Raw genomic sequence first — 24855 nt, forward strand, 5'->3', positions numbered from 1 at the left:
GGCGCCCTCCTTGGGCGGGATGACAAGGGCGTTGATCAGGCCGGCACATCGGGCACCTCGCGGGTCTTGGCCTCATGGGCGGCCCACAGCTCGGCGATTTCCCGCTGCGCCTGGGCGATGCGTTGTTGGCGGATGGCCGGGCGTTGCTCGCGCACCAAGGTGCCGATGGCCTCGGTCGGCGCGCGCAGGTGCGCGGCATCATCGCGCATGGGCAACGCCAACCCCGTGGTCTGGTCCAGCACCGAGACCAGCCTGGTCAGGTCCCTCGCCCCGTATTGGCTCGCCGCGCCGGCCAGGGCCAGGCGCTCGGCCGGGCTGCCGCGGCGGATGACATAGACCACCGAGGCGCTGAGCGTCGCCGCGCCCACCACGCCGCCGGCCACGCTGAGCAGCGACAGCGGCTTGTTGCAGGCCTCGCCGAAATACACCATGCGTTCGCGGAAGTAGCTGGTCCACGGCTCGCGCGAGCCCTTCAGGGCGTAGTGCAGGAACCAGGCGCGCGAGTCGTGCACCTGGTCATCGAACAGCGCGCGCAGCAGGCCGCTTTGCAAGTGGGCGTTGCGGCTTTCATCCACCTGGCCGCGCTCGGTTTCGTTGTCATGGCAGCTATACCCCGGCCGGGGCGGGAACAGTTCCTTGACCAGGCGCTGGCCGGCTTTCTTCATGCGCTCGTACTCGACTTGTTCATCGTCGCTGTTGAGCAGGTAGATGGCGGTGGTCGGGATGCTGTCCAGCGCCCATTCGAAGGTGCCGGTGGGCGTGCGGCGGGTGCCGCGATAGTCCTCGCCGAACTCCTGGGCGGCCTGGCGCAGCTGGGTCTTGGCCATGTCCGGGTCGAAGTCCTTGGGCCCCGGTTCCAGCGGTTTGCTCGGGCGCCGCGGGTCGCCCTCCTGCTCCAGTTGGGCGAGCCGACGCTTCTCGACCTCGCGCTGCTCGTCGTTGCGCCGGGTTTCGGCCAGCTTGCGGACCTGCTCGTCGCTCTGGCTGTCGGTGGCCTCCTGGTAGAAGGGGCAGCCCTCCAGGCTCAGGAAGGCATAGCGGTCGATGCGCCAGGCGGTGATCCAGCCCATCTGCTCCTGCAGGGCCTTTTCCAGGCTGGTGGCGGCGCGGACCGGTTCGTAGTGGTTGGCCAGCGAATCGCGCAGGGGTTGCGGGTCGGCGTGCAGGCCCAGGGTGACTTGGCGCCAGGCGTTGAAGCGGCCGCCAAGAGTCGAAGAAGCATCAAACTCACGCATCACTCCGACTTCCATTGCCAGCCACAGGTAGTTGCTCAACTCCTGCGGCAAGATGTTCTTAGGCACTTTCAATGGAGCACCGTAAGCAAAGGCATCGGCATAGAGATCGTTCAGCGGAATCTGCGATAGCAGCAAGCTGTCGCCATCCGTCTTGTCCTCGCTGTAGGCCTTGCCCTGGTCTCCCGGCGGATAACCACCCCCCAAGTCGGAATGCACCCCCGGATACAGCACCTCCACCCCACAGGATGGGTAGTGCCCATTGGTACGGCGGATGGAGTCCAGCGGGAAGCACAGGCGCTGCTCGTGGCTCGCTACCAGGTGCAGGCAGCGTTTGATCCAGCCGCCATAACCTGCCTCATCCGGCAACTCCATGGTGCCGTCAGCCCAGCTCATATGGCCCTCGGCGACCGGGGCGATATGAGCAACACCCACCGAGGCCACCGTATCCAGGAGGCCAAGGTATTCAACGCTCAACGGCAGCTTCTGCGTACCGAGTATCAGGCAGTGCTCGGCGGGCTGCTCCGAGTCCGGCCGATGGAGGAACTGCGCCAACCAGTTGACGAAGGCCCGCGCGGCCGCCGCGCCACGGGAGAAGCCGTAGACGTAGAGCTTGATGCCGAGCAGCTTCGAGGTACCTGGCGTCGGTTGGGCCAAGGCAATACGCAGACGTGGCGCCAGGTCCGGCGCGTTCAGCAGTCGCTCGAACACACGCCGACGCAAGCTGGTGCCGCCCATGTCCAGGGCTGCCATCGGTGTGGTCATGGCTGCCACCGATTCCTTCAAGGTCGGCACATCCAGGCTGGGCAGATTGGCCATGCGCCGCAGGGCATCGACGATCATCAGCAGGCCCCAGTTGATGCGCTCCTCGCCATACAACGCCGTGGCCAGGCCAAGGCCGCTGAAGTCAAGGTCGCCGATCTCCGGGAAGGGCGTGCCGACACCGGGCATGTAGTACTTGAAGAACTGGTTGCTGCCTTCGTCCAAGCTATCGGTCAGCCCCTGCGCCTGGCTGCCGGCACTGGCCGTACCACCGGCATAGCCGGCGCCGATGGTGGCGCGGAACAGCCGGGAGATATTGGTTGGGTGCTGTGGGGCCGCCACGAAGAGATCGTTGTTCAGGTTATTGCCGGTGCCATCGAAGAACAGGCTGATATGCACGGTTTTGCAGCAGGGACGAGTAACCCGACGCTGGGCGGCCTGGCATAGGGCATCGTGGTAGCCGACTTCCCAGCTCTCTTGGTGTTTGCGGTTTTCCCATACCTGCAAAGAATGACTGGGCAAGCGCCCCTGCTCAGGAAACTGCGGCGGATACCAGAGCAGGTCGGCGAATTTCATTTCGGACATGAGGTCGGCTCCGGCAGGTGCAGCGGGGTCTTGATCGGGTATTCGGGGGCACCGTAGGGGTAGCAGGAGGTAGTGACCTGCAGCTGGTCACAAGGAAGGAAATGCACGGTGATGCCGCAGACCTTTTGGCTGCCGTAATCCGGCACGGGAACTACTGTGCTGTGCTGACGCGTTTGCGCGTCGATTTTTGCTAACCAGGCTTTGTATTTGGTTCTATCCGCAAATCCAGGGAAGTCATCGGAGTAGGCCACTCCGGTCTCCCAATCCACCCGCACCGTCATCCCCGGTCGCCATTGCGCCGGCGGCGAATAGCCCCAGCCACCCCCGCCTCCCTGATAGGGACCGATGATGTCGACGGCCGAACGCCCATCGACACTGAAGTGGTTGATCGCCCAGTGGGTATGGTTGAGCCCGTAGATGGTCCCAGCCTGAGCGGCAACGGCGAGCAGGCCGGCTACGAGGGCAAAGAGAATGAGCAGAAAGCGACGAAGCGAGATGTCAGGCATGGCGTCCAATTCCTTGCGTGGGGAGCGGATCAGGGGATGACTCGGCTTTATGCAGGTGGTCGAGGGCGTGGGCCTCGCGCTGGCTGTCGTCGAGCAGGCCGATGCGGGTGGCGTCGAGCATGGCGGCATAGCAGGTCTGGAAGGCCTGCTCGGATGGCAACTCCGATGCAATTGCGCTTCTCAGCTTGCTGAGGGCGCGCGTGGCATCGCTGGCACAACCGAGGTTTTCCAGCTGCTCGTCACTGAGTTCGATGAGGCCGAAATCGACGCCCCGCTCCACCGCTTCGCCATGACCCGGCATGAGCCGGGGTGCACCGTCGCGGTCGAGCCAGCTCCAGAACAGCGCGGGGCGCAGCAACTGCTGCTGTTGCTCCGGGGCCAGCACGTGGCTGAACAGCAGCGGGAACAGGCGCGGATCGTAGTAACGCAGCAGGCCAAGTTGGCCGCCGTTGCGCGCCTCCAGGCAGCGGCCGAGGTAGCCGGCCAGGTCCTCGAACGGCCAGGCCGAGGCCAATGCCAGCACGCGCGCCTGGGGGCCGTAGTCCGCCAGCAGCCCGAGCAACCACTGGCGCTGCAGGGGCTCTTCCAGGTCAATACGCAACAGCAACGGTGCCAGTTCCTCGGCGGCGGCCTCGGGCAGGCCGCTGAACAACGAGTGGCCGGCAATCGGCGGATCGATACTGCGCACGCTTGCAAGCAAGGGCGGCCTGCCGGCCTGGTCGACGATCAGATGGAGTTGGGTCGTTGCTACACGGGCACAGGCGGATGCGAGCAGGTCGAGCCAGGCCGCGGTCGGCTGGTTGGTCATACCGAACCCTCCCTGGGCAGGAAGCCCTGGGCCGCCTCGCGGGCCCGGCGCAGGCACTCCTTGCATACCGAACTGGGCAACTCCGGCAGCGGGAAGTCCTGGCTGCCTGGCGCCGCCCACCGGTGCCGCCCCTTGAGGCTCAGCAGGCCGGGACTATGCACCTGTATCTCGCCTTGCGGGCTGAGGTGGATGTAGGCACCGCCGCTGGCCAGGGTGATGCCGTTCTTCGCGGTGAGCTGCAGATGGCCTTCGACCGATTGCACGGTGATGTCCTGCAAGGCCGTGAGCGATAGCGTGTCGCCGTGGGACTCCAGCTCCAGCGGGCCCTTGCCGGAGACCAGGCGAATGCCTTCCTGCTGCGCGAGCAGCGAGATGGCTCGCCGGCTGTGAGCGGCCAAGCGCTCGGCACTGGCGAGGTTGAGCTCACCCTGGCTTTGCAGGTAGAGCGCCTGGCCACTGCCGAGCAGGACCGCACGTGGGCTTATCGCGCCGATGCCCTGGGGAGCGCTCAGCAGCATGGCGGGTTGTTCGAGCTGGGTGGCCGCCTGCTGGAAGCGTTCGAGGCTCGCGGTGTCGGGCATCGGATTGTGATGCGCCTCGGCAACCTCGGCCCGCTCAAGCATCTGCTGCATGGCCCCTTCGAGCAGGCTTTTCGCCGGCTGCATGTCGAGTTGCTTGCCTTGGGCGTTCAACTGCTCATCGGCACTGATGAACAGACCCTTGCCCGCCCGAATCGCCCCATGCCCATCCGTACGCAGCTCGAAACCGGCCCCGCGCGGATTGGGGTTCGGCCGCTCGCTATCGACCAGATGCCCGAGGCTCAGCTGGCTCTTGCCGCTGTGCTCGGTACTGAGCTTGACGTGCTCTTTTCCGCGCTCGTCGTCCATGCGCAGTTTGTTGTTCGCTGGGGTGCGCAGGACGTTGCGCTTGTAGTTGTAGAGGTTGACGTGGTCGGGGTGGCGGCTGTCGTGCAGGGCGTGGGCGATGTAGGGGCGATCCGGGTCGCCTTGCTCGAAGGCCACCGCCACCTCCGTGCCGGCCAGCAGCGGCAGGTGCAGACCGTGGGTGTCGCCGGCGTAGGGTCGGGCCAGGCGCAGCCACATGCTCTCTTGCCCGGCGGGCCAGGCGTCGCGGTCGAAGAGGAACTGGACCTTGTAGCGACCTTCCTTATCGATGTGGCCGTACGGGTCGTTCTTGCGATTACTGGTGACGCGGGCCGGCACCGTGCCGGCGATGCTCGGCTTCCTGGGCAGCGGTGGGCGGAAGCTGTAGTGGTCGGCGTCGGGGATGGATTCGAAGGTGACTTCGAAGCTGCTGTCGCGGGCGGCGGTGCATTTCATGCTCACGATCAGCGCGCCCTTCTCGAAGGCCTGCGGTGCGCCCTCGATCGTCAGCACTTGGCCGGGGATCAGGTTGGCGCTGCTGCTGGTGCCGGCTAGGCGGGTCTGCTGGTTGAGGTAGCGCTCGTGGGCCAGGCGCGCGTGGAAGGAGCCCTCGTCGCTGCTGTGCTCGTGGTCGAAGGCGAAGGCGTCCCCGGGTTTGGTGTAGGGCTCGGCGTAGTGGTAGGCCTCGCCGTAGGTGGATTTCGCGCCGCGGGTCAGGTCGACTTCGGCATCGAGATCGGCCCAGGCCTCGCGGGGGTTGTAGCTGCGGGCGAAGATGCTGGCTTCCACCACCTGGTGGCTGGCCTGCAGGTTCCACACGCTGTCGGCACCGCTGCTTTGCATTCCCGACAAAGGGCGCAGCGGCATGGTGAAACCGCGCTGGTAGTAGCGTTGGGAGTCGTGGAACTCCAGCACGTCGAGCTTGATCCGCTCGTCGAAGCGGATGCAGTACCAGATGCCATGGTCCGCGCAGAGGCGCTGGAGAAAGGCCAGATCGCTCTCGGCATACTGCATGACCTGCTCGCGGTCCGGGTAGGTGCGCGAGAGGTCGAGGTGAAACTGGTATCCCTCGAATTGATGCCGACGCAGGACCTGCTCGACGATCTCCGGCACGCTCAGGTTCTGGTAGATGCGGTACTGCAGGCCGCGATCGAGCAGGGCTAGACGGGGTTGCAGGCGCACTTCGTAGCGGGCTTCGTCGCGCGAGCCGGACAGGCGTTTGAAGGCGGTGACCACGCCATTCAGCGTGCGCAGCGGCAACACCGGCTGGGGGTTGAAGCTGAACTTCGGTGTCGGATCGGGTGCCGCGTACAGGCTGAAGCTGGCGCGTTGGCCAAGCATCGCGTCAGCGGCGATATCGCCGGCACTGCTGGTGAATTCGACGCGGTAGCTGAAGGGTTGGCTCAACCCTTCTTCGCCCTCGAAGGCGAGAACATCCAGGGGAACGTCGAGTTCGCTGACGCTCAGTTTGTGGCGGGAATGGTCGAAAAACGAACGGACTGGATCGAGCACGGGCGGAGCCTCCATTGCGTTGCCGCATTCGAGGCAGAAGTCCTTGAGTCAACCAGGATTCAGGCTCTGCCTCGAGCCGTTCGCGGCACTACCTCGCCGCGATGGGGGCAGGAGTAAATTCGCCTTGCCGACACATTTCAATGCGAAGCGTCGCGCTCACTTACGCTTCAGACAAGCCCTACAGACCACTGGATATTTTCCTACGCACTCCAAATGGATGACGCTCGCGCAAGCTTCGAGTCTTCGATTGAAGCCTCTCATGCGGTGGTGCAACGGCTAGGTGGATGACGTCTTCCAGCTGTTCCAGATCGAGCAGCCTCAGCGCAACCGTGCCGACACTTGATTCACCGAAGCCTCGCTCGGCAAACTCGCCGAGCCGGCCCAACGCCGCTTGGCGCGCCAAACCGTCCTAGCTCGCGGCTTTGCCGCAGGCCAACGGCAGCAAGGCAGTTGGCCATTACACACTACTGTCACATCTCTTTCATAAGCTCTGCGCGCCTTTCCTCCAGCTCGGCAGAGCGTCACAGCAGTAGTGGTATTTGTGATGAAGACCTTGAAGCCCGCCCTCGCCCGTCTTGCCCGTTGGCAACCCATGCGCCGCTTGCGCATCGGTCATCGCACCCTTCTCTGTTTCCTCGTCTGCGCGCTGCTGCTCGGAGGAGTTGGCAGCTACAGCCTGTACCAGATGGCGACCATCCGCGCCCAGGGCGAGGCCATCGACAGCGTGCAGCTGCCGAGCATCGCTTTGGCCGACAGCATCGCGCTGAACCTGGCGCAGCTGCGCGTGCGTTCGCTGCAGCAGGTGGCCAACCCCGATCCCATGGTGCGCAGTGGCAACAAGGTGATCATCGAGCAGCTGGCCATCGACATCGAACAGGAATTCCGCGACTACGCAGGGCTCGTCAGCGACGACAGCGAGCGCGGCGCCATCGATGCGCTGCACGAAGTCTTCAAGCAGTTCATCGACACCATCCGCCAGGAACAGCAGCTGCTGGAGCAGCAGAAGTTCGACGACGCCAAGGCGCTGCTGATCGCCAACATCGACCAGCAGGCCGACACCATCGACACCCAGGTGCAACTGCTGCGTGAGCTCAACAAGCAGGCCGCGGCCACTGCCACCAGTGAGGCGGCGGCCACTTACGAGAAGGCCAAGCGGGTGGTCCTGGCAGTCCTGGGCGGCGCCCTGCTGCTGATCCTGCTGCTGGCCTGGAGCCTGACCCGCAGCCTGGTACGCCCGCTCGCCGAAGCCCTGAAAGTGGCCGAGCGCATCGCAGCAGGCGACCTCAGCCAGAGCAGCATGAACGCCCGCGGCCGCGACGAGGCGGCGCGCCTGCTCGACCGCCTGGGCTGCATGCGCGACAACCTGCACGGCACCATCCGCCAGATCGGCGAGGCTGCAGAGCAGTTGGCCACCGCCAGCGAGCAGATGAGCGCGGTGATGGAAGAAGGCACCCGCGGCCTGCACCAGCAACACGACGAAATCGACAACGTCAGCCGCGCCATGAGCCAGATGAGCGAGGCGGTCGGAAGCGTCGCCGAGCATGCCCAGTCCACCGCCCAGGTGGCGCGCCAATCCAGCGACAGCGCGCAGAACGGGCAACAGCAACTGGCAGCGACCCTGCATTCGATCCAGAACCTCGGCAGCGGCGTGCGCCATGCCGCCGACCAGGCCCAGGGCCTGGCCGAGCAGACGCTGAACATCAGCAAGGTGCTCGATGTGATCCGCGCGGTCGCCGAGCAGACCAACCTGCTCGCGCTCAACGCGGCCATCGAGGCGGCCCGCGCTGGCGAAGCCGGGCGCGGCTTCTCGGTGGTGGCCGATGAAGTCCGTGCGCTAGCGAAGCGCACCGGCGATTCGACCCGCGAGATCGAGCAACTGATCGACGCCATCCAGAATGGCACCGGGCGTACCGTCGAGGCCCTGCAGAGCAGCGCCGAGCAGGCCGACCATACCCAGGGCCAGGCAGGTGCCGCCGACCGCGCGCTTTCGGTGATCATCGATGCCGCACGCAGCATCGACGAGCGCAACCGCATGATCGCCGAGGCGGTGGAACGCCAGGCCGACATGGCCCGCGACATCGAGCGCAACCTCAGCAACATCCGCGACCTGTCCAACCAGAGCGCCGCCGGTTCGCAGCAGACCAGCACCGCCAGCCAGGAGCTGTCGCGCCTGGCCGCCGGGCTCAGCGGCCTGGTGCAGCGTTTCAGCCTGTAAGCCGTGCCGGCGCCCTCAGGTGCCGGCGTGGGCCTTCAGCAAGGCGGCGAGGTCGAGTTTCTTCATCTGCAGCAACGCCTGCATGGTGCGCTGGCCGCGCGCTACGTCGGGGTCGCTGACCAGCTCGCCGAGCACGCTTGGAACTATCTGCCACGACAACCCGTAGCGGTCCTTCAGCCAGCCGCATTGCTGCGCCTCGACCGGGCCGCCGGCGGACAATCGCTCCCAGTAGTGGTCTATCTCCGCCTGGCTGTCGCAGTTGACCTGCAACGAAAGCGCCTCGCTGAACTGGAACATCGGCCCGCCATTGAGCGCCGTGAAGGCCAGGCCGTCCAGCTCGAAGGCGACAGTCATCACCGTGCCCGGCGGCTTGCCATGGAACTCGCGCCCGGCCTCGCCATAACGGCTGACGGCAAGCACGCGGGAGTTGGGAAAGATCGCGGTGTAGAAGGCGACGGCCTGCTCGGCCTGGTCGTCGAACCACAGGCAGGGGGTGATGCGTTGAATTCGGGACATGGCGGCTCTCCTCGCTCGCGGGCGCTGCAGGCGCCCTCTCGACTGGTCGTTCTGCGCACGGCGAAATCGACAAGTCTAGAAGCCCGGCCGCACCGCCTATCAGTCGACGCCGGGCGGCGCGGCCGCCGCCTCAGACACGGGCTGCTTCCTCCACGCGTTCCTGCAGCCACTGCATGAAGGCTTGCACCCGCGGCGGCGGACGGCGGTGCGCGTATAGCAGATGTATGTCCAGCGGCGCCGGGCGGTACTCGGGCAGGACTTCCACCAGCCGTCCTTCGGCCAGGTAGTCGAGAGCGCCGTGGCGCGGCGCCTGGATGATGCCCAGGCCGCCGAGGCACGCGCCTTCGTAGGCCTCGGCATTGTTCACCGTCACGCTGCCGGCCATCGGCTGGTAGCGGGTCTGCCCGTCCTGCTCGTACTCGAAGCCCATCGGCCGCATGCCGAGCACCGGCACGTAATGCACCAGCCGGTGGCCAGCGAGATCGTCCAGGCTGTGCGGCGTGCCGAACTCGCGCAGGTACGCCGGGCTGGCCAGGTTGATCTGGGCGAAGCCGCCCAGGCGCCGAGCCACCAGCGAGGCGTCGAGGCCGCCGCCAATCCGCAGCACGCAGTCGAAGCCTTCGCGCACCAGGTCGACGCGGCGGTCGGTGCTGCTCACTTCCAGCTCGATGCCCGGATAACGCGCGGTAAATTCGCCCAGGCGCGGCATCACCACCTTGCGCGCGAGAATGGTCGGCAGGTCCACCCGCAGGCGCCCGGCGAGCACCGCGCCGTCCTGGCGGAACAGGCCCTGCAGCTCGTCCATCTGCGCCAGCAGCTCCTTGCTACGCTCGTAGAACACCAGGCCATCCTGGGTCGCATGGACCCGCCGCGTGGTGCGCTGCAGCAGGCGCGTGCCGAGCAATTCCTCGAGCGCCTGGACCTGCTCGGAGACCGTCGAGCGCGGCAAGCCCAGTTGCTCTCCGGCCTGGGTGAAACTGGACAGCTCGGTTACGCGAATGAAGGTGCGCAGCAATTCGGGCTTGATCATGGGGCGGCTCCGGCCGTCGATTGTTCGCTTGTAACGACCAGTATTTCCGATTTTGCCGCATTTATCTGCATCAGCTCGGACAATAACCTTGTCGCCAGTCCCCACCCCACAGGAGCTCAGCCATGACCCGCAAGATCGCACTCATCACCGGCGCCAGCCGCGGCCTCGGCAAGAACGCCGCCCTGCACCTGGCAGCCGCTGGCGTCGACATCATCGGCACCTACCGCAGCCAGGCCGACGAGGCCCACGCGGTCGCCGCGGAAATCGAGAAACTCGGCGTGCGCGCCTTGATGCTGCCGCTGGACGTGGCCGACAGCGCCAGCTTCGCCGACTTCGTCCACCGCGTCGGCGCCGAACTGGAAGACCGCTTCGACAGCACCCACTTCGACTATCTGGTGAACAACGCCGGCATCGGCATCCACGCGGCCTTTGCCGAAACCACCGAGGAACAGTTCGACCAGTTGCTGAACATCCAGCTCAAGGGCCCGTTCTTCCTGACCCAGAAGATGTTGCCGCTGATCGCCGACGGCGGGCGCATCCTCAACGTCTCCACCGGCCTGACGCGCTTCGCCCTGCCCGGCTACGCCGCCTACGCGGCCATGAAGGGTGCGATGGAAGTCCTCACCAGGTACCAGGCCAAGGAGCTGGGTGCGCGCGGCATCTCGGTGAACATCCTGGCGCCTGGCGCCATCGAGACCGACTTCGGCGGCGGCCTGGTGCGCGACAACGCCGAGGTCAATCGGCAGATCGCCGGCAATACTGCCCTGGGCCGGGTCGGCCTGCCGGACGACATCGGCGGCGCCATCGTCGCCCTGCTCGCCGATAACAGCCGCTGGATCAACGGCCAGCGGGTCGAAGCCTCGGGCGGCATGTTCCTCTGAAGCGACGCCCCGTCGGCCACGGCGGGGCGCTTTACCCGTTGGCTTGCTTGAGGCAGCGCTGGGCGCGGATTTCCGGCAGGTCGGTGCGGCGCAGGTAGGTCAGCAGCTCGTCGCCCAGCGCCAGGCGCTCGTTGATGTTCTGCGCCTGGAGGATCTGCAGGCATTCGCGGCTGAGCACCATGAAGGTGTCGTTGTGCGCGGCCCAGACGAACTCGCAGGCTGGTGTGATGCTGTCCTCGGCCACGTCGAGGCCGAAGGAGTCCTCGCTGAAGCGCACCAGGTACTTGCCGGTCTTGCGGTTGTAGCCGACGAAGCCCTTGAGGCGTTCGGCGGCGGCGCAGATGTCGCTGGATGTCAGGCTCATGCTGTCCTTCCCTGTTCTGGCGGATGGTGTTCGGTCAGGCGTGCTGGGTGAGGTGCCGGGCGATGGCCTGGCGCAGCGGCGGCAGGCCCTGGGCCAGGCGCAGGCCGGCATTGCGCAGCAGGCGCGCCGGCGGCCGGCGGTCGTTGTAGAGGCCGGCGATCAGGCTGGTGGCCTGGTACAGCGGCCAGGTCGCCAGGCGATGACGCAGGGCGTACTTCAGCAGTGGCGCGTGCGCGCCTATGTCTTGCCCCTTCCTGTGGGCGTCGAGCACTTCGGTGGCCAGGCGCCGCGCGCTCTGCAGGCCGAAGTTGAAGCCGTGGGCGGTGACCGGGTGCATGCCCACCGCGGCGTCGCCGATCAGTGCACTGCGCGGGCCGCCGAAGCGATCGGAATACACCCCCACCAACGGATAGCAATGCCGCTCGCCGAGCAGGCGCATGCCGCCGAGGCGATAGGCGAAGCGGCGTTCGATGTCGCGGGCGAAGGCTTCCTCGTCGAGCGCTTGCATGACCGCCATTTCCCGCTGCGGCAGGGTCAGCACCACCGACGAGCAATCGCCGTTGAGCGGCAGCAGCGCCAGGGTCTGGCCATAGCCGAACCATTCCCAGGCCACCTGCCGGTGGGGCTGCTCGTGGGCCATGCGGCAGACCAGCATGGTCTTGCCGAAGTCCTCCATGCGCGCCCCTATCCCGAGCAGACGGCGGGTCTCGGAGAAGCGGCTGTCAGCCGCCACCAGCAGGCGGGTGTGCACCACCTCGCCATCGGATAGCTCCAGCCGGGCGGACTCCGCGCCGATCTCCACGCTTTGCAGGGAACGCTGGTCGCGCAGGCCGATGTCGGCGCATTCGCTCACCACAGCAAAGGCGGCGCGGCGGATCGCCTGGTTCGGCACCAGGTAGCCGAGCTGCCCGGCGCCGGCCAGCGCGGCGTCGATGCGCAAGGCGAACGGCGAGCTGCCGTTGAGCACCTGGGCGTCACGCAGCGGCGAGACGTCTTCGGCGGCAAAGCGCGTCCACAGGCCGAGGCGCTCCAGCTCGGCGCGCGAGGCGTGGGTCAGGGCGATCTCGCGACCATCTTCGGCGGGCTCCGCCAGCGCGTTGAGCGCCTGGCGCTCGACCAGCAGGATCGACAAGCCCTGGCCGGACAGTGCGCGGGCCAGGCACAGGCCGGCCGGGCCGGCGCCGATGATGGCGATGTCCACATGCATGGGGCGACTCCTTTCGAGGGCGGAAAGCCGGGGAGTCTAGGAGGGCGGATCGCAGCGTTCCTTGCCGTGGATCAGTATCCGGCAGCACCCGGCCCTGCGACGCGTGCGCGCAGGCTCAGGCATCCAGCTCGCGCACACCGTGGCGGATGGGCAGTCCTTCCAGCTCCGCCAGGTACTCGTCCAGGCTGAGCAGCCCGACACAGGCCTGCGCGCCGCGTGCCGCCAGGTTTCCACCCGCCAGCTTGCGCGCCAGGGCCACGGCGGCCATGGAAGGGATGTTCGGGCCCTGGTCGTCGCTGGCCTGCAGCTCCCAGCACAGCGCCAGCGGGCGGCCATCGGTGCCCTCCCCGCGCAATGTCACGTACATGCCGCTGTGGCCATCGCCCAGCGGCTCCATAACGCGTGCAAGGCGATGCAGGCCCTCGCTCAGGCTGGCCACATTGCGCAGCAAGCCCATGCGCACCAGCCAGGCCAACGCCCAGGTGCCGAAGTGAGTGATGCGCAGGCCAAGGCCGGCAGAAAAGCTCACCTGGCGCACGCTCGGATAGCGCGCCGGGAACAAAGCCAGGTCGGGTACGTCGCAGTGCGCGAGCCAGCGCGTGCCCAGCGGCGCGGGGAAACGATGGCGGCTCAGCCCCTGCCAGCCATGCACCGACTGCCAGCGCCCGTCGCGATACTGGTCCATCGGCTTGCCGCAATAGCCGAGCACCGCTTCCAGGGTGGCGAGGCCGGGAATCTTCGCCGAGGAGCTGATGCCGTGCTCGATACTGTCGAGCCGGGCGAAACGCGGTAGCAACTCGTCGATTACCGCCGCACTCAGAGCCGGAACCGAACTGGCGCCGGCACAAACCAGCACGCCGGCGCTGCGCGCCGCGCGGTCGAGTTCGGTGATCCCGCAGACGAATTCACGCGCATCGGCCAGATCGGCGTAATGCGCGCCGGCTTGAATGGCGGCGCGGGCAACGCGGTAGTCCTGGCCCTGGAAGGGGCCGGCGGTGGAGATCAGCAGGTCGACCCGCAGCTCGCGCAGGCGGCTGGCCAGGGTCGGCTGGTTCATATCCAGGCACACGGCTTCGCCGCCGATTTCCTCGGCCAGGGCGCTGGCGCGCTTCTGGTCGCGGCCGCCGACCAGCACGCGAATACCGGCGATGCTGCTCAGCCGTCGCGCGATCAGGGTGCCGAAATTGCCGTAGCCGCCGAGCACGAGCACCCGCAGGCCAGGGGATGTTGCCGTCACTCTTCCTCCTTGATGAAACACCGCGACACCTGCCGCCATGCGGCAACGCGCCTCTCGGGAAAGAAACCGCCCCACTGCCATGCAGGCAGCGGGCGGTTCGACGAGAGCCGGCAGTCTAGAGGAGTCCTGCGTGAATTGCCGCCTGTCGCGCGTTCGGTGTCGGCGGTCTAGTGGGATGACGCCAGCGGATAGAGCAGTTCTTCCTTGTAACCGGCCCAGACGCGGATCACCGCGGGGAAGCTCTCGTCCAGCGTCTCGTCGCCGCTGTCGACCAGCAGCGGCCGCCCTTCGAGGGTGCCGAGCTTGCGTTTGGTGGCGACCACGCGCAAGCGCTCGAGGCCGATTGCGCGCACCACGCGCGGGCTGATCTGCTGGTTGCCGCGGCCAAGGATGTGGCCCTGGCCGCCGATCACCGTGACCAGCAGATGCGCAGGGTAGTCGTCGACCAGCTCGAACAGCTGCTGTTCGGTGACATCCCGGGCGATCACCTCGCCGTTCTCGATCACGTCCACGCCCAGCAGCGTGGTCTCCAGGCCCAGCTCGCGAGCCAGGCCATGCATTGTCGAGCCGGGACCGAAGACGTAGCGCACGTCGTCCTCCCAGCTGTCGCGCAGCCAGTCGGCGATATCGACCAGCACCAGTTCCTCGGTCTCCATGCCGGCCTGCTTCACGTGCTGCAGGAAGTGGCCCTCCTGCGGCACGCTCAGTTCGGCGTACCAGCGCGCCGCCACACGCCCTTCGCGCAGGGCGGCTTCGTCGAGGTCGCGCACTTCACCCTGGGTCAGGCGCACGAGGCCGCCTTCGGCGAGGCGCCGCACCAGTTCACCGGCGGCGCGCGGGCTGACGCCGTAGACCCCGGAGTGGATTTTCACCCCCGCCGGGATGCCGAGCACCGGCTGCCCCTCCCGGGCTACCGCTGCTACGTCGCGCGCGGTGCCGTCGCCGCCGGCGAAGAGGATCAGCGCGACGCCGGCGTCCTGCAGGAGGGTCACGGCGCGGCGGGTATCCTCGGCGCTGGTGATATCGCTGGCGAGCTCGCCGATCAGCTGGTGGCGAAAGCCCATTTCCTCCAGCAGATCACCGCCCATCGGCCCCGGGAAGCTGAGGAATTCCAGGCGCTCGCGCAGCGGCAACAGCGTCTGTAAGGCCACTCGGGTGCGCTCGGCCGCGCGTGGCATGGCACCCAGCGCCAGGGCCTGATCGGCGACGCCGTCGCTGCCCTTGAGCGCCACGCCGCCACCCAGACCGGCCAGCGGATTGATGATCAGACCCAGGCGAAAACCGTCCATACTGCCTCTCAAGGGATTGCCCCACATGTCTGGCCCGGTCCGGGCCCGCTCATAACAAAGATCGATCGGCATCCTCCACGCCGGGCAGGCAAGCTGCCGGGCACGTGATGCGTTGACCCGGCCTGGCGAGCGCAAGGTTCGCTGTCACCGGGATTTAACCTGGTTCTGCCTAGACTGCAGCAGCTTTCGATGAGGAGACTGGCCATGAGCATCCAACACCCCCGTGACAGCGCCCAACACCCTGACCAACCGCGTCCGCCGCAACAGCCGGTAGGCGGTTCGATCATCGACGCCCAGGGTCGGGAAATTCCCATCACCGAAGACATGATCCAGCGCGCCTGCCGCGAGTTGGAGAACAGTTGCGTGCAACGTCGCCCGCGCTGAGCCTCTTGCGCGGCCTTCGAGCAGAAGGCCGCGCCCTTCCCCGCCTCCCTCAGTCCTCTACGCGATTGGCGCCCAGCGCCTGGCCCAGCCGTTCCAGCTGCGGCGCATCGCCCTGCACGTCGACCCACAGCCCGGTGATTTCGCGACGCGGCGGATAGTGCTTGCGCAACACGTCGAAGTTCTCGCGACGCGCCTCGGCGCTGCCTACCAGGCTGCGGCGGAAGGCGGCATCGTCGCTGCGCGGGTCGTACACGGCGCGACACAGCAAGGCCAGCGCCCACTCCGGCGAGCAGTCTTCAGCCAGGCTCAGCTCGGCCAGCCATTGGGTCGGCAGCAGGTCTTCCAGCTGCACCTCGACCGCCGCTCCACGCCAGGCGCAGAACGCCTGGTAGATCTGCTCGGTGCCGCGCAGCTTGCCGTCCAGGCTGTAGCCGGCGATGTGCGGCGTGGCGATGCGGCAGAGCTGGGCGAGTTCCGGGTCGACCTGCGGTTCGCCTTCCCAGACGTCCAGCGCCACGTCGAGGTCGGCGCCGCTCTCCAGGCGTTGGCGCAGGGCCAGGTTGTCCACCACCGCGCCGCGGCTGGCGTTGATCAGCCAGGTGCCCGGGCGCAGGTGGGCAAGGCGCCCGGCGTCGAGCATGTGGCGGGTGAGGTGCGCCCCCATGCTGGTCAGCGGCGTGTGCAGGCTGATGACGTCACACTCGCGGATGATCTCTTCCAGGCTGACGAAGTCGCCGCCCTCGGCGGCCTGCCGCGGCGGATCGCAGACGCGCACATCCCAGCCCAATCCACGCAGCACGTCCACCAGACGGCCGCCAACCTGGCCGGCGCCGACCACGCCGTAGCGGCGCTTGGCCAACTCGGCGCCATGCGCCTCGGCCAGCACCAGCAGGCTGCCCAGTACCCAGTCGACCACGCCGCGCGCATTGCAGCCGGGGGCGCTGGACCAGGCGATGCCGGCCTCGGCGAAGTAGTCCAGGTCGAGGTGGTCGGTGCCGATGGTGCAGGTGCCTACGAAGCGCACCGAGCTGCCTTCGAGCAGCGCGCGGTCGACCTGGGTCACCGAGCGCACCAGCAGGATCTCGGCATCGCCCAGCGCCGCGCGGTCGATGCGCCGGCCGGGCAGGCGGCGAATCTCGCCGTGGGCGCCGAAGAAGGCGTCGACCAGTGGAATGTTTTCATCGGCGAGGATGCGCATGGTGGAAGACTCCGCGAAGTGATCCCGCCACTTTACCAGCCCCGCGCCCGGTGGTCGCGAGGCACCTCGCCGAAGCTTTCCTGACCGCCTCGTCAGGCTATAGACTGGCCGGCTTTTCCCCTCTGCCCCGCTCTTCAAGGAAGGCCATGAACGCCATCGCCCCGGCCGTGTCGCGCAAACAGCGCATCGCCACCGAGCTCAAGGAACTGCTGACCCTGGCCGGGCCGATCATGATCGCGCAGCTGGCGACCACCGCCATGGGCTTCGTCGATGCGGTGATGGCCGGCCGCGTAGGTCCGCGCGACCTGGCAGCCGTGGCGCTGGGCAACTCGATCTGGATTCCGGTGTTCCTGCTGATGACCGGCACCCTGCTGGCGACCACCGCCAAGGTCGCCCAGCGTTTCGGCGCGGGTGACCAGCCCGCCACCGGCCCGCTGGTGCGCCAGGCGCTGTGGCTCGCCCTGCTGGTAGGTCCGCTGGCGGCGGCCGTGCTCTGGTTCCTCGCCGAGCCGGTATTGCGCGCGATGAAGGTCGAGGAAGCGCTGATCGAACCCAGCCGCTTCTACCTGCGCGGCATCGCCTGCGGCCTTCCGGCGGTGGCGCTGTACCACGTGCTGCGCTGCTTCAGCGACGGCCTCGGGCGCACGCGGCCGAGCATGGTGCTGGGCATCTGCGGGCTGCTGCTGAACATCCCGGTGAACTACGTGCTGATCTACGGCCACCTAGGCTTCCCGGCACTCGGCGGCCCCGGCTGCGGCTGGGCCACCGCCTCGGTGATGTGGTTCATGCTGCTGGGCATGCTGTGTTGGGTGAACATTGCCCGCGTTTACAAGCCCAGCGCGCTGTTCAGCCATTGGGAGCTGCCGGACCGCCGCGTGATGGGTGCGCTGGTCGGCGTCGGCCTGCCCATCGGCATCGCCGTGTTCGCCGAGTCGAGCATCTTCTCGGTGATCGCCCTGCTGATCGGCGAGCTGGGCGAGAAAGTCGTGGCCGGGCACCAGGTCGCGCTGAACTTCAGCGCCCTCGTCTTCATGATCCCCTATGCCCTGGCGATGGCCGTGACCGTGCGCGTCGGCCAGGCCCTGGGCGCCAGCCGCCCGCGCGATGCACGCTTCGCCGCCGGCACCGGCATGGCCGCGGCACTGGCTTGGGCGTGCATCTCCGCCAGTGCCATGCTGCTCCTGCGCGAACACATAGCCGCGCTCTACACCCGCGACCCCGAGGTGCTGGCGCTGGCCGCGTCGCTGCTGGTGTTCTCCGCCCTCTTCCAGTTCTCCGACGGCTTGCAGGTTACCGCCGCCGGCGCCCTGCGCGGCTACCAGGACACCCGCGCGACCATGCTCATCACCCTGTTCGCCTACTGGGGCATCGGCCTACCGGTGGGCTACAGCCTGGGCCTGGCCCATTGGCTCCAGGAACCCACCGGCCCGCGCGGCCTGTGGCAGGGGCTGATCGTCGGCCTGACCTGCGCGGCGCTGATGCTCGGCGTGCGCCTGACGCGCAGCGCGCGCCGGCACATCCGCCTGACCCAGCTGAAGAACGGCGCCTGAGTCCCCTCCGCTAACCCCACGTGAATCCCCTCTCATCACGGCAGGCCACAACGGCCTGTCGCTGATCCCATTCGCACGCCAACCCCGCTATTCGGACAAATGGCCAAGCGAGTTCCGTGTGGCTCGCCGGTCGTTGTCTAGTCTGGTCCTCTGTCTGCATTCCCCCACGGTCGCCCGCAAGCAGCCGGGCGACTGCCATCGATAGAGGAAAACGCCATGACCAAGCCCTACGTTCGTCTCGACAAGACCCAGGCCGCCGTGCTGATGGTCGATCACCAGGCCGGCCTGCTGTCGCTGGTGCGCGACATCGACCCGGACAAGTTCAAGAACAACGTGCTGGCCCTGGGCGACCTGGCCAAGTACTTCAAGCTGCCGACCATCCTCACCACCAGCTTCGAGACCGGCCCCAACGGCCCGCTGGTTCCGGAGCTGAAAGCGCAGTTCCCCGAAGCGCCCTACATCGCCCGCCCCGGCAACATCAACGCCTGGGACAACGAGGACTTCGTCAAGGCGGTCAAGGCCACCGGCAAGAAGCAGCTGATCATCGCCGGCGTGGTCACCGAGGTCTGCGTGGCCTTCCCGGCCCTCTCGGCGCTTGAAGAGGGCTTCGACGTGTTCGTCGTCGCCGATGCCTCCGGGACCTTCAACGAAGTCACCCGCGACGCCGCCTGGCGGCGCATGGAAGCCGCCGGCGCGCAGCTGATGACCTGGTTCGGCGTGGCCTGCGAGCTGCACCGCGACTGGCGCAACGACATCGAGGGCCTGGCCGCGCTGTTCTCCAACCACATCCCCGACTATCGCAACCTGATCACTGCCTACAGTACCCTCACCGCCAAGTGAGCCCCCGGGAGCCGCGCTCCCCGCGGCTCCCTTTTCCCCAAGGAGAAGTACATGAGCGATGCGCTCGTCCATGCCAGCTACGCCGGCATTCCCTACCAGGTCACCCTGTCCGCCGGCGTCCACCAGTGGTTCGCCGATGAGCCGGAAAGCGTCGGCGGCGGCGACAGCGGACCGGGCCCGCACCAGTTGCTGCTATCTTCGCTCGGCGCCTGCACCTCGGTGACCCTGGCGATGTACGCGCGGCGCAAGGAATGGCCCCTGGAGGGCATCGAGGTCGAGCTGCGCTTCGCCCAGGAACAGCCGGGGCATTCGCGCATCGAACGCGACATTCGCCTGCTCGGCGCCCTGGACGACAGCCAGCGCCAACGCCTGCTGGAAATCGCCAACGCCTGCCCGATCCACAAGGTGCTCAGCGGCGAGATCGCCATCGCCAGCCAACTGGCGGGCTGAAGCCGAGAACGAAAAAAACCGCCGGGGCCGCGTGCCTCGGCCAGACTTGCTGGAGCCCCACCCGCCGCCGAGGGCCCGGAATGTCGCCTCTGCTCCTTTACTGGCATAACCTCCTGCACCCCGGGCGCGACACCCTGCTGTTCGCCCTGCGCACCGTGCTGGCTTGCCTGCTGACGCTGTACCTGGCCTTCCTGCTGGACCTCGAACAGCCGAAGTGGGCGACCATGACGGTGGTCATCATCAGCCAGCCGCTGGCCGGCATCACCCTGCAGAAGAGTTTCTCGCAAGTCATCGGCACCACCATCGGCGGCGCCGTCGCAGTGGTGGTAATGGCGCTTTTCCCGCAGGCGCCACTCGCCTTCCTGGTGACCCTTTCGCTCTGGCTGGGCCTGTGCACCGCCGGCGGCACCCTGCTGCGCTACACCGACTCGCACGCCTTCGTGCTCAGCGGATTCACCGCGGTGATCGTCGCCATGCTCGCGCAACCGGACCCGGACGGGACCTACAGCCTGGCCATCACCCGCGTCACCGAAACCCTGCTGGGGGTGGCCTGCGTGACCCTGGTCAGCCTGTTCTTCGCCCGCCCCGAGGATGTCGCGCGCAGTTACTTCGCCAAGGTCGACCTGCTCTTCCGGCTGATCGGAGAGCACGCCGCAGCAGCCATCCGCGGCGAGGAAGCCGAGGCGGACTTCCAGCGCCGGCAGATGCGCCTGCTCGGCGAGATCAGCGCCCTCGAAGGCCTGCGCCGGCACCTCTACTTCGACGCGCCGCGCCTGCGCAGTGTCGATGGCCTGGTGCAGCTGCTGAGCAACCAGCTGGTGCTGATGACCTCGCGCTTGGCCATCCTCCATCGCCAACGCGCGCTCATCCAGCAGCGCCTGACCGGCCCCTTGCCGCCGGCGGTACAGCGCCTGCGCGAAGACGAACTGGAATGCCTCGGCGAACTGGCGCAGCACGGCAACGCCCTGCCCGCCGCCACGCGCAAGCGCGTGACCCGCCTGCGCTGGCGCTTCGACAGCGCCGCCAGCGAGGTCGAGCAGCTCGTCGACGGCCTGCCGGCGGCCCTGCGCTCGCTGGCCTGGGCGCTGCGCTACGAGCAGGCGCGGCTGCTGCAGCAACTGGACGAGATGCTCGAACTGGGCGAAGCCATTCGCGACGGTCGGCCGGCGAGTTGCCCTGTGCGCCAAGGGCGAGCCCAAGCCCTGCATCTGGACTTTGCGCTGGCAGCCATGAACGGCGTGCGCGCCTTCGTCGCCCTGCTCGCAACCGGGCTGATCTGGATCGAGATGGCCTGGGACGGTGTGCGCGCCGGGATGATCCTGGTGGCGATTCTCTGCTCCCTGGTCTCAACCTTTCCGCGACCACTGCTGGCCTGCCAGAGCATGCTGCGCGGCGTGCTGCTGGCCTGCCTGGTCTCCGCCGTGCTGCTGTTCGGCGTGCTGCCGACAGTGGGCGACTTCGAGATGCTCGCGCTGTGCCTGCTGCCGGTGCTCTACGTGGTCGCCATCGGCCTGGGCAATCCACAGACCGCCGGCATCGCCATCGGCCTTGGGCTGAACACCTTCCTGCTGGTCGGCCCGCAGAACCAGGGCCTCTGGTACAACAGCGCGACCCAGTGGTTCGAGTTCGCCGGCGGTTACCTGTTCGCCACCCTCCTGGCGCTGCTCAGCTACGCCTGGCTCTTCCCTTTCGACGCTGACCGGCGCATCCGCCGGCTGTTCCGCCAGACCCGTTCGGACGTACGCCAGGTGCTGCTGAGCCCAGCCAGCGAGGCTGGCCGCTTCACCTTCGAGAGCCGCATGGTCGACCGCCTGGCCAACCAGCTCGGCCTGCTGCCGGCGGCGCGCGCCGAAGATTCGGCGCGGCGCTTCGAGTGCAGCCTGGCCTGCATGACCCTCGGCGTGGTGCTGCACCAGTTGCACTCCGAATGCGCCGACCACGAGGGCCTGCCCGCCGACTTCCGTGCCCGCCTGGCGACCCTGCTGGGCGAGCTGGCCGCCGCGCTGGCGCAGCCGCCTCGGGGGGAGATCGCGCCGCTGCTGCCGCGCCTGTACGCACTCAGCGAGAGCCTCGATGCCCTGCACGCCGAACGCAACCGCGACGACCTCGGCCTGCTGCGCCCGGTGTTCGCCAGCGCCGTGGCCCTGCTGATAGGCGCGGCTCTGCTGGAGCGCTACCAGGACCTGCTCGGCGAATCCCCCTCGACGCGCGAGGTTCTGGAGGACAGCGTCCATGCCCATTGATTTCGAGGTTGGCGGCGTCTACCTGCCGCCCATCGCCCAGGCGCTGATAGTCGCGCTACCGCTGTTCCTGGCCCTCGACTGGCTGCTCCGGCGCCTGGGGCTGATGCGCCTGGTCTGGCACGAGGCGCTGTTCGAGGGCGCCCTCTATGCCCTGCTGTGCGCGGTCGTGGTCCTGTTCATGGGAGGCCTGATCTGAGATGAACCTGTTGCGCCGAATCGCCCCGCCGCTGCTCACCCTCGGGCTGGTCGTCCTCGCCCTGGTCTTCGGCAGCCAGGCCTGGATCTACTACACCCGCTCGCCCTGGACCCGCGATGCCCGCGTGCGCGCCGACGTGGTGACCCTGGCGGCGGAAGTCGCCGGGCGCATCGTCGAGCTGCACGTGCAGGACAACCAGCGGGTGAAAAAGGGCGACCTGCTGCTGCGCATCGACCCGCAAACCTACGAACTCGCCCTGCAGCGCGCAGAGCGCGCGGTGACGGTGGCCAAGGCCGCGCTCGGCCAGTCGCAGGCCACCATCGCCGCCAACCAGGCGCTGTTGCGCCTGCGCCAGAGTGAAGAGCAGCGGCGCCGCACGCTGAAGGAACGCTCGGCGATCTCCGCCGAAGAATGGCAACGCTCCAGCACCGACGTCGCCGTGGCCCAGGCCCAGCTGGTCCGCGAGCAGGCCAGCCTGGGGCTCGTCGAGGCCCAGGTGCAGCTCGCCGAGAGCGCCTACAACCAGGCCGCCCTGGACCTGCAGCGGACCCGCGTCTATGCCCCGGTCAACGGCTTCGTGACCAACCTGCTGACCCGCTCGGGGGACTACGCGCGCGGCGGCGAGCCACTGCTGGCGGTGGTCGACAGCGACTCCTTCTACGTCAGCGGCTACTTCGAGGAAACCAAGCTGCCACGCATCCACGAAGGCGACCCGGTGCGCATCGAGCTGATGAGCGGGGAGCGCCTGAAGGGCCGCGTCGACAGCATCGCCTACGCCATCACCGACCGCGAGAACGCACCCGGCAGCCGGCTGCTGGCCAACATCAACCCCAGCTACACCTGGGTGAAGCTGGCGCAGCGGATTCCGGTGCGCATCGCTTTCGATCCAGGCAGCACGGACAAGATCCGCCTGCGCGCCGGCGTGACCGCGACGGTCAGCGTGATCGAGGACGCCCGCAAGCCGTGACGAGGCGCCCAGCCGCCGCTATCCTGCGCCTCTGCCACGCCGGATAGAGCGCTTTCGAGGCGGCGCTGGCCTAGACTTTCCCTATCGCCCCAAAGGACAGAGGCACTTCATGAATTCCGTGGTCGTCACCCTCGCAGTCATCATCTTCGGCATGCTCATGCTCGGCATCGGCTTCACCCTCCGCGCTCGCGGCCTGGGCGTCTTCCTCATGTGGATCGGCGTGCTGAGCATGCTGTCGATCATCACTTACCGCATCTACCTCGCCACCTCGGCCGTCGCGGTCTGAGCACCGCCCCAGCCGCGCATCGCCCGGGCATAGCCGGTCGGGGCGAAGCGCAGCGTCACTCCCAGCATCAGCAGCACCGACAGCGCCAACAACGTCCAGGACGCCTGGAAGCTGCCGGTGGCGTCGCGCAGCCAGCCGGTCAGGTAGGGAATGATCCCGGTGATGATGAAGCCGATGCCCTGCACGAAGGCCGCCAGGCCGCCCGCGGCACCCGGGTCGGCGAGATGGTCGAGGGTCAGCGTCAGGCTCAGGGCGAAGCAGGCGCCCAGCCCGTAGCCGATCATCGCTACCCACGGCAACGGCAATAGCGTCGGCGCCAGCAGCAGGCCGGCGAAGCCCGCGAGCTGGATCGTCAGGCACAGCGCCAGCCAAGGGCGACGGTCGCTGGAACGGCGGATCAGCGCCGGCATGCTCAGCGCGGCGAGCACCTGGAAGATCGTCATCAGGCCGATCAGCCGACCGCTCCCGGCAGCGCTCCAGCCCAATTGCCGGTAGAACATCGGCAGCCAGGCGACCATGCTCGTATAGCCGCCATTGATCAGGCCGAAATACAGCGCCAGCAACCAGGCCCGGCGACTACCGAAGAAGTGCGCGCCACGCCGAGCGGGCTCCTTCGCCCTCGCTTCACGCGGACGCAGCAGGCACCACAGCAACAGGCCTAGCACGGCCAGCCCGACCCAGGCGCCAAGCCCGAGTTGCCAATGCCCGCTGTGCTGCACGAGCACCGGCGCCAGCACCGCCGCGCTGCCGCCGCCGGCCATCAGCGAGGCCGAATAGAGCCCCATCGCCGCCGGCACCTTGTGCGGGAACCAGCGCTTCACCACGCCCGGCACCAGCGCCTGGATGATCGCAACGCCGGCGCCAGCCAGCACCGCGCTGGCAATCAGCGCCAGGCCGCTATCGAGCAGCAGGCGCCAGGCGCAGGCCCCGGCAATGGCCAGCAGGCCGGCGATCATCCCGCGGTTCTCGCCCAGGCGCGGGCCGATCCACGGCAAGGCCAGGGCCAGCAAGCCCATGCAAAGCACCGGCAGCACGGTGAGCAAAGACGCGCCCTGGAAGCCAAGGCCGGTAGCCTCACGGATTTCCGCCAGCAACGGGCCGATGGACGTGAGTATCGGCCTCAGGTTGATGCCCAGGGCGACTATCACCAGCAGGCCGAGCCCGCCGGCGCGTGCCTTGTCGTACGTCATGGGCGACGCTCCTGCCAGGCGCGATACAGCTCCTCCTCGCCCTCCGGCGTCAGCCGCTGCACCGGCAGGCGCTGCTGTGCCAGCGGCAGCGCCATCTGCGCGTAGACCGCTGCGGTGGAAAGGCCATAGGGCTCGCCGTCGGCATTCGCGTAGGCGTAATAGACGGCGGCGACACCGCTCAGGTGCATGGCCGCCAGGCACATCGGGCACGGCTGGCCGCTGGCGTAGATCACGCAGCCGTCCAGGCGCGGGCTGCCCAGCGCGCGGCCGGCGGCGCGCATGGCGAGCAGCTCGGCGTGGGCGGTGGGGTCGTGGTCCAGGTGAATGCCGTTGGCGGCGCGGGCGATGACCTGGCCATCGCGCACCAGCACGGCGCCGAACGGCCGCCCACCTTCCAGGACGTTGGCGCGAGCCTCGGCCAGGGCCAACTGCATGAATGCCTGGTGTTCCATGGGGATTCCTCTCGATGGGCGCGCGGCGCGCCCCTTTACACGAGGAGGATTATCCCGGCCGAAAGAGTTAT

The 24855-nt window shown here is 67.8% G+C and carries 23 protein-coding genes and 1 pseudogene; 11 read left to right on the forward strand and 13 right to left on the reverse strand.

Translation table 11 applies throughout. The annotated features are described in order from the left end of the window. Window positions 1–35: 35 nt before the first annotated feature. The 4 genes from PKB_RS14620 to PKB_RS14635 are packed head-to-tail and all read right to left on the reverse strand — an operon-like array spanning window position 36 to window position 6289. Complete coding sequence (locus PKB_RS14620) at window positions 36–2579, reverse strand: T6SS phospholipase effector Tle1-like catalytic domain-containing protein (RefSeq protein WP_052355291.1); 2544 nt, start codon at window positions 2577–2579, stop codon at window positions 36–38. Further along, window positions 2567–3085, reverse strand: coding sequence for a Tli1a family immunity protein (locus tag PKB_RS14625; RefSeq protein WP_043252844.1), 519 nt, complete (start codon window positions 3083–3085; stop codon window positions 2567–2569). The genes PKB_RS14620 and PKB_RS14625 overlap by 13 nt, the downstream gene beginning before the upstream one ends. Then, entirely contained in the window at window positions 3078–3893 is an 816-nt protein-coding gene (locus PKB_RS14630; RefSeq protein ID WP_052355292.1) for a toxin Tle1 chaperone Tla1, read from the reverse strand. Before PKB_RS14630 ends, PKB_RS14625 begins: the two co-directional genes overlap by 8 nt. Beyond that, on the reverse strand, window positions 3890–6289 hold the full coding sequence (locus PKB_RS14635) for a type VI secretion system Vgr family protein (protein WP_043257356.1): 2400 nt from the start codon (window positions 6287–6289) through the stop codon (window positions 3890–3892). The genes PKB_RS14630 and PKB_RS14635 overlap by 4 nt, the downstream gene beginning before the upstream one ends. 592 nt (window positions 6290–6881) lie before the next feature. Here PKB_RS14635 and PKB_RS30585 point away from each other — a divergent pair. Both PKB_RS30585 and PKB_RS30590 read left to right on the forward strand, forming a co-directional pair. Beyond that, window positions 6882–7646, forward strand: a pseudogene (locus PKB_RS30585) (MCP four helix bundle domain-containing protein); the annotation flags it as partial. A gap of 81 nt (window positions 7647–7727) precedes the next feature. Then, the gene (locus PKB_RS30590; RefSeq protein ID WP_422613537.1) at window positions 7728–8504 is read left to right on the forward strand and encodes a methyl-accepting chemotaxis protein; all 777 of its coding nucleotides are present in this window, start codon (window positions 7728–7730) and stop codon (window positions 8502–8504) included. A 15-nt stretch (window positions 8505–8519) separates the two neighbouring features. Here the strand turns inward: PKB_RS30590 and PKB_RS14645 are convergent, their stop codons facing one another. Together PKB_RS14645 and PKB_RS14650 are read right to left on the reverse strand one after the other, a co-directional pair. Then, window positions 8520–9020 carry a VOC family protein gene (locus PKB_RS14645; RefSeq protein WP_043252845.1) on the reverse strand — a complete coding sequence of 167 codons (501 nt, stop codon included), beginning with the start codon at window positions 9018–9020 and terminating at the stop codon, window positions 8520–8522. 130 nt (window positions 9021–9150) lie between these two features. Continuing rightward, the gene (locus PKB_RS14650; protein WP_043252846.1) at window positions 9151–10050 is read right to left on the reverse strand and encodes a LysR family transcriptional regulator; all 900 of its coding nucleotides are present in this window, start codon (window positions 10048–10050) and stop codon (window positions 9151–9153) included. Between the two features lie 122 nt (window positions 10051–10172). Here PKB_RS14650 and PKB_RS14655 point away from each other — a divergent pair, with 122 nt between their 5' ends. Beyond that, window positions 10173–10931: an SDR family NAD(P)-dependent oxidoreductase gene (locus PKB_RS14655; RefSeq protein WP_043252847.1), complete on the forward strand. Its 759-nt coding sequence runs from the start codon at window positions 10173–10175 to the stop codon at window positions 10929–10931. 31 nt (window positions 10932–10962) lie between these two features. Here PKB_RS14655 and PKB_RS14660 read toward each other — a convergent pair whose 3' ends face one another. The 4 genes from PKB_RS14660 to PKB_RS14675 form a co-directional block, all read right to left on the reverse strand. Beyond that, complete coding sequence (locus tag PKB_RS14660; protein ID WP_043252848.1) at window positions 10963–11295, reverse strand: DUF2025 family protein; 333 nt, start codon at window positions 11293–11295, stop codon at window positions 10963–10965. A gap of 34 nt (window positions 11296–11329) precedes the next feature. Next, window positions 11330–12502, reverse strand: a complete 1173-nt coding sequence (gene ubiM / locus PKB_RS14665) for a 5-demethoxyubiquinol-8 5-hydroxylase UbiM (RefSeq protein ID WP_043252849.1) — start codon at window positions 12500–12502, stop codon at window positions 11330–11332. A gap of 115 nt (window positions 12503–12617) precedes the next feature. Next, window positions 12618–13739 carry a saccharopine dehydrogenase family protein gene (locus PKB_RS14670; RefSeq protein WP_242411173.1) on the reverse strand — a complete coding sequence of 374 codons (1122 nt, stop codon included), beginning with the start codon at window positions 13737–13739 and terminating at the stop codon, window positions 12618–12620. Between the two features lie 167 nt (window positions 13740–13906). After that, window positions 13907–15028, reverse strand: coding sequence for an ATP-NAD kinase family protein (locus tag PKB_RS14675; RefSeq protein ID WP_043252850.1), 1122 nt, complete (start codon window positions 15026–15028; stop codon window positions 13907–13909). Between the two features lie 204 nt (window positions 15029–15232). Between PKB_RS14675 and PKB_RS14680 the strand changes: the two genes are divergently transcribed. Then, on the forward strand, window positions 15233–15412 hold the full coding sequence (locus PKB_RS14680) for a PA1571 family protein (protein ID WP_043252851.1): 180 nt from the start codon (window positions 15233–15235) through the stop codon (window positions 15410–15412). A 49-nt stretch (window positions 15413–15461) separates the two neighbouring features. Here the strand turns inward: PKB_RS14680 and pdxB are convergent, their stop codons facing one another. After that, window positions 15462–16610: a 4-phosphoerythronate dehydrogenase PdxB gene (gene pdxB, locus PKB_RS14685; protein ID WP_043252852.1), complete on the reverse strand. Its 1149-nt coding sequence runs from the start codon at window positions 16608–16610 to the stop codon at window positions 15462–15464. A gap of 146 nt (window positions 16611–16756) precedes the next feature. Between pdxB and PKB_RS14690 the strand changes: the two genes are divergently transcribed. From PKB_RS14690 to PKB_RS29885, 7 genes are all read left to right on the forward strand, one after another. Next, window positions 16757–18160 (forward strand): MATE family efflux transporter, encoded by a 1404-nt coding sequence (locus PKB_RS14690; protein ID WP_043252853.1) that lies wholly within the window; start codon window positions 16757–16759, stop codon window positions 18158–18160. A gap of 216 nt (window positions 18161–18376) precedes the next feature. Beyond that, window positions 18377–19000: an isochorismate family cysteine hydrolase YcaC gene (gene ycaC, locus PKB_RS14695; protein ID WP_043252854.1), complete on the forward strand. Its 624-nt coding sequence runs from the start codon at window positions 18377–18379 to the stop codon at window positions 18998–19000. Between the two features lie 51 nt (window positions 19001–19051). Beyond that, on the forward strand, window positions 19052–19450 hold the full coding sequence (locus tag PKB_RS14700; protein WP_043252855.1) for an OsmC family protein: 399 nt from the start codon (window positions 19052–19054) through the stop codon (window positions 19448–19450). Between the two features lie 80 nt (window positions 19451–19530). Then, window positions 19531–21693, forward strand: a complete 2163-nt coding sequence (locus PKB_RS14705; RefSeq protein WP_043252856.1) for an FUSC family protein — start codon at window positions 19531–19533, stop codon at window positions 21691–21693. Beyond that, window positions 21683–21889, forward strand: coding sequence for a DUF1656 domain-containing protein (locus PKB_RS14710; protein WP_043252857.1), 207 nt, complete (start codon window positions 21683–21685; stop codon window positions 21887–21889). Before PKB_RS14705 ends, PKB_RS14710 begins: the two co-directional genes overlap by 11 nt. A 1-nt stretch (window position 21890) precedes the next feature. After that, window positions 21891–22856, forward strand: a complete 966-nt coding sequence (locus PKB_RS14715) for an HlyD family secretion protein (RefSeq protein WP_156958035.1) — start codon at window positions 21891–21893, stop codon at window positions 22854–22856. A 109-nt stretch (window positions 22857–22965) separates the two neighbouring features. After that, window positions 22966–23142 carry a hypothetical protein gene (locus tag PKB_RS29885; RefSeq protein ID WP_167333370.1) on the forward strand — a complete coding sequence of 59 codons (177 nt, stop codon included), beginning with the start codon at window positions 22966–22968 and terminating at the stop codon, window positions 23140–23142. On the opposite strand, the gene PKB_RS14720 is transcribed toward PKB_RS29885, so the two are convergent. Then, the gene (locus PKB_RS14720) at window positions 23112–24332 is read right to left on the reverse strand and encodes a CynX/NimT family MFS transporter (RefSeq protein WP_043252858.1); all 1221 of its coding nucleotides are present in this window, start codon (window positions 24330–24332) and stop codon (window positions 23112–23114) included. The genes PKB_RS29885 and PKB_RS14720 overlap by 31 nt on opposite strands. Further along, a complete protein-coding gene (locus tag PKB_RS14725; protein WP_043252859.1) occupies window positions 24329–24784 on the reverse strand; it encodes a nucleoside deaminase in 456 nt (151 codons plus the stop codon). The genes PKB_RS14720 and PKB_RS14725 overlap by 4 nt, the downstream gene beginning before the upstream one ends. Window positions 24785–24855 lie beyond the last annotated feature (71 nt).

It is taken from the genome of Pseudomonas knackmussii B13, assembly GCF_000689415.1.
Lineage (GTDB): Bacteria > Pseudomonadota > Gammaproteobacteria > Pseudomonadales > Pseudomonadaceae > Pseudomonas > Pseudomonas knackmussii.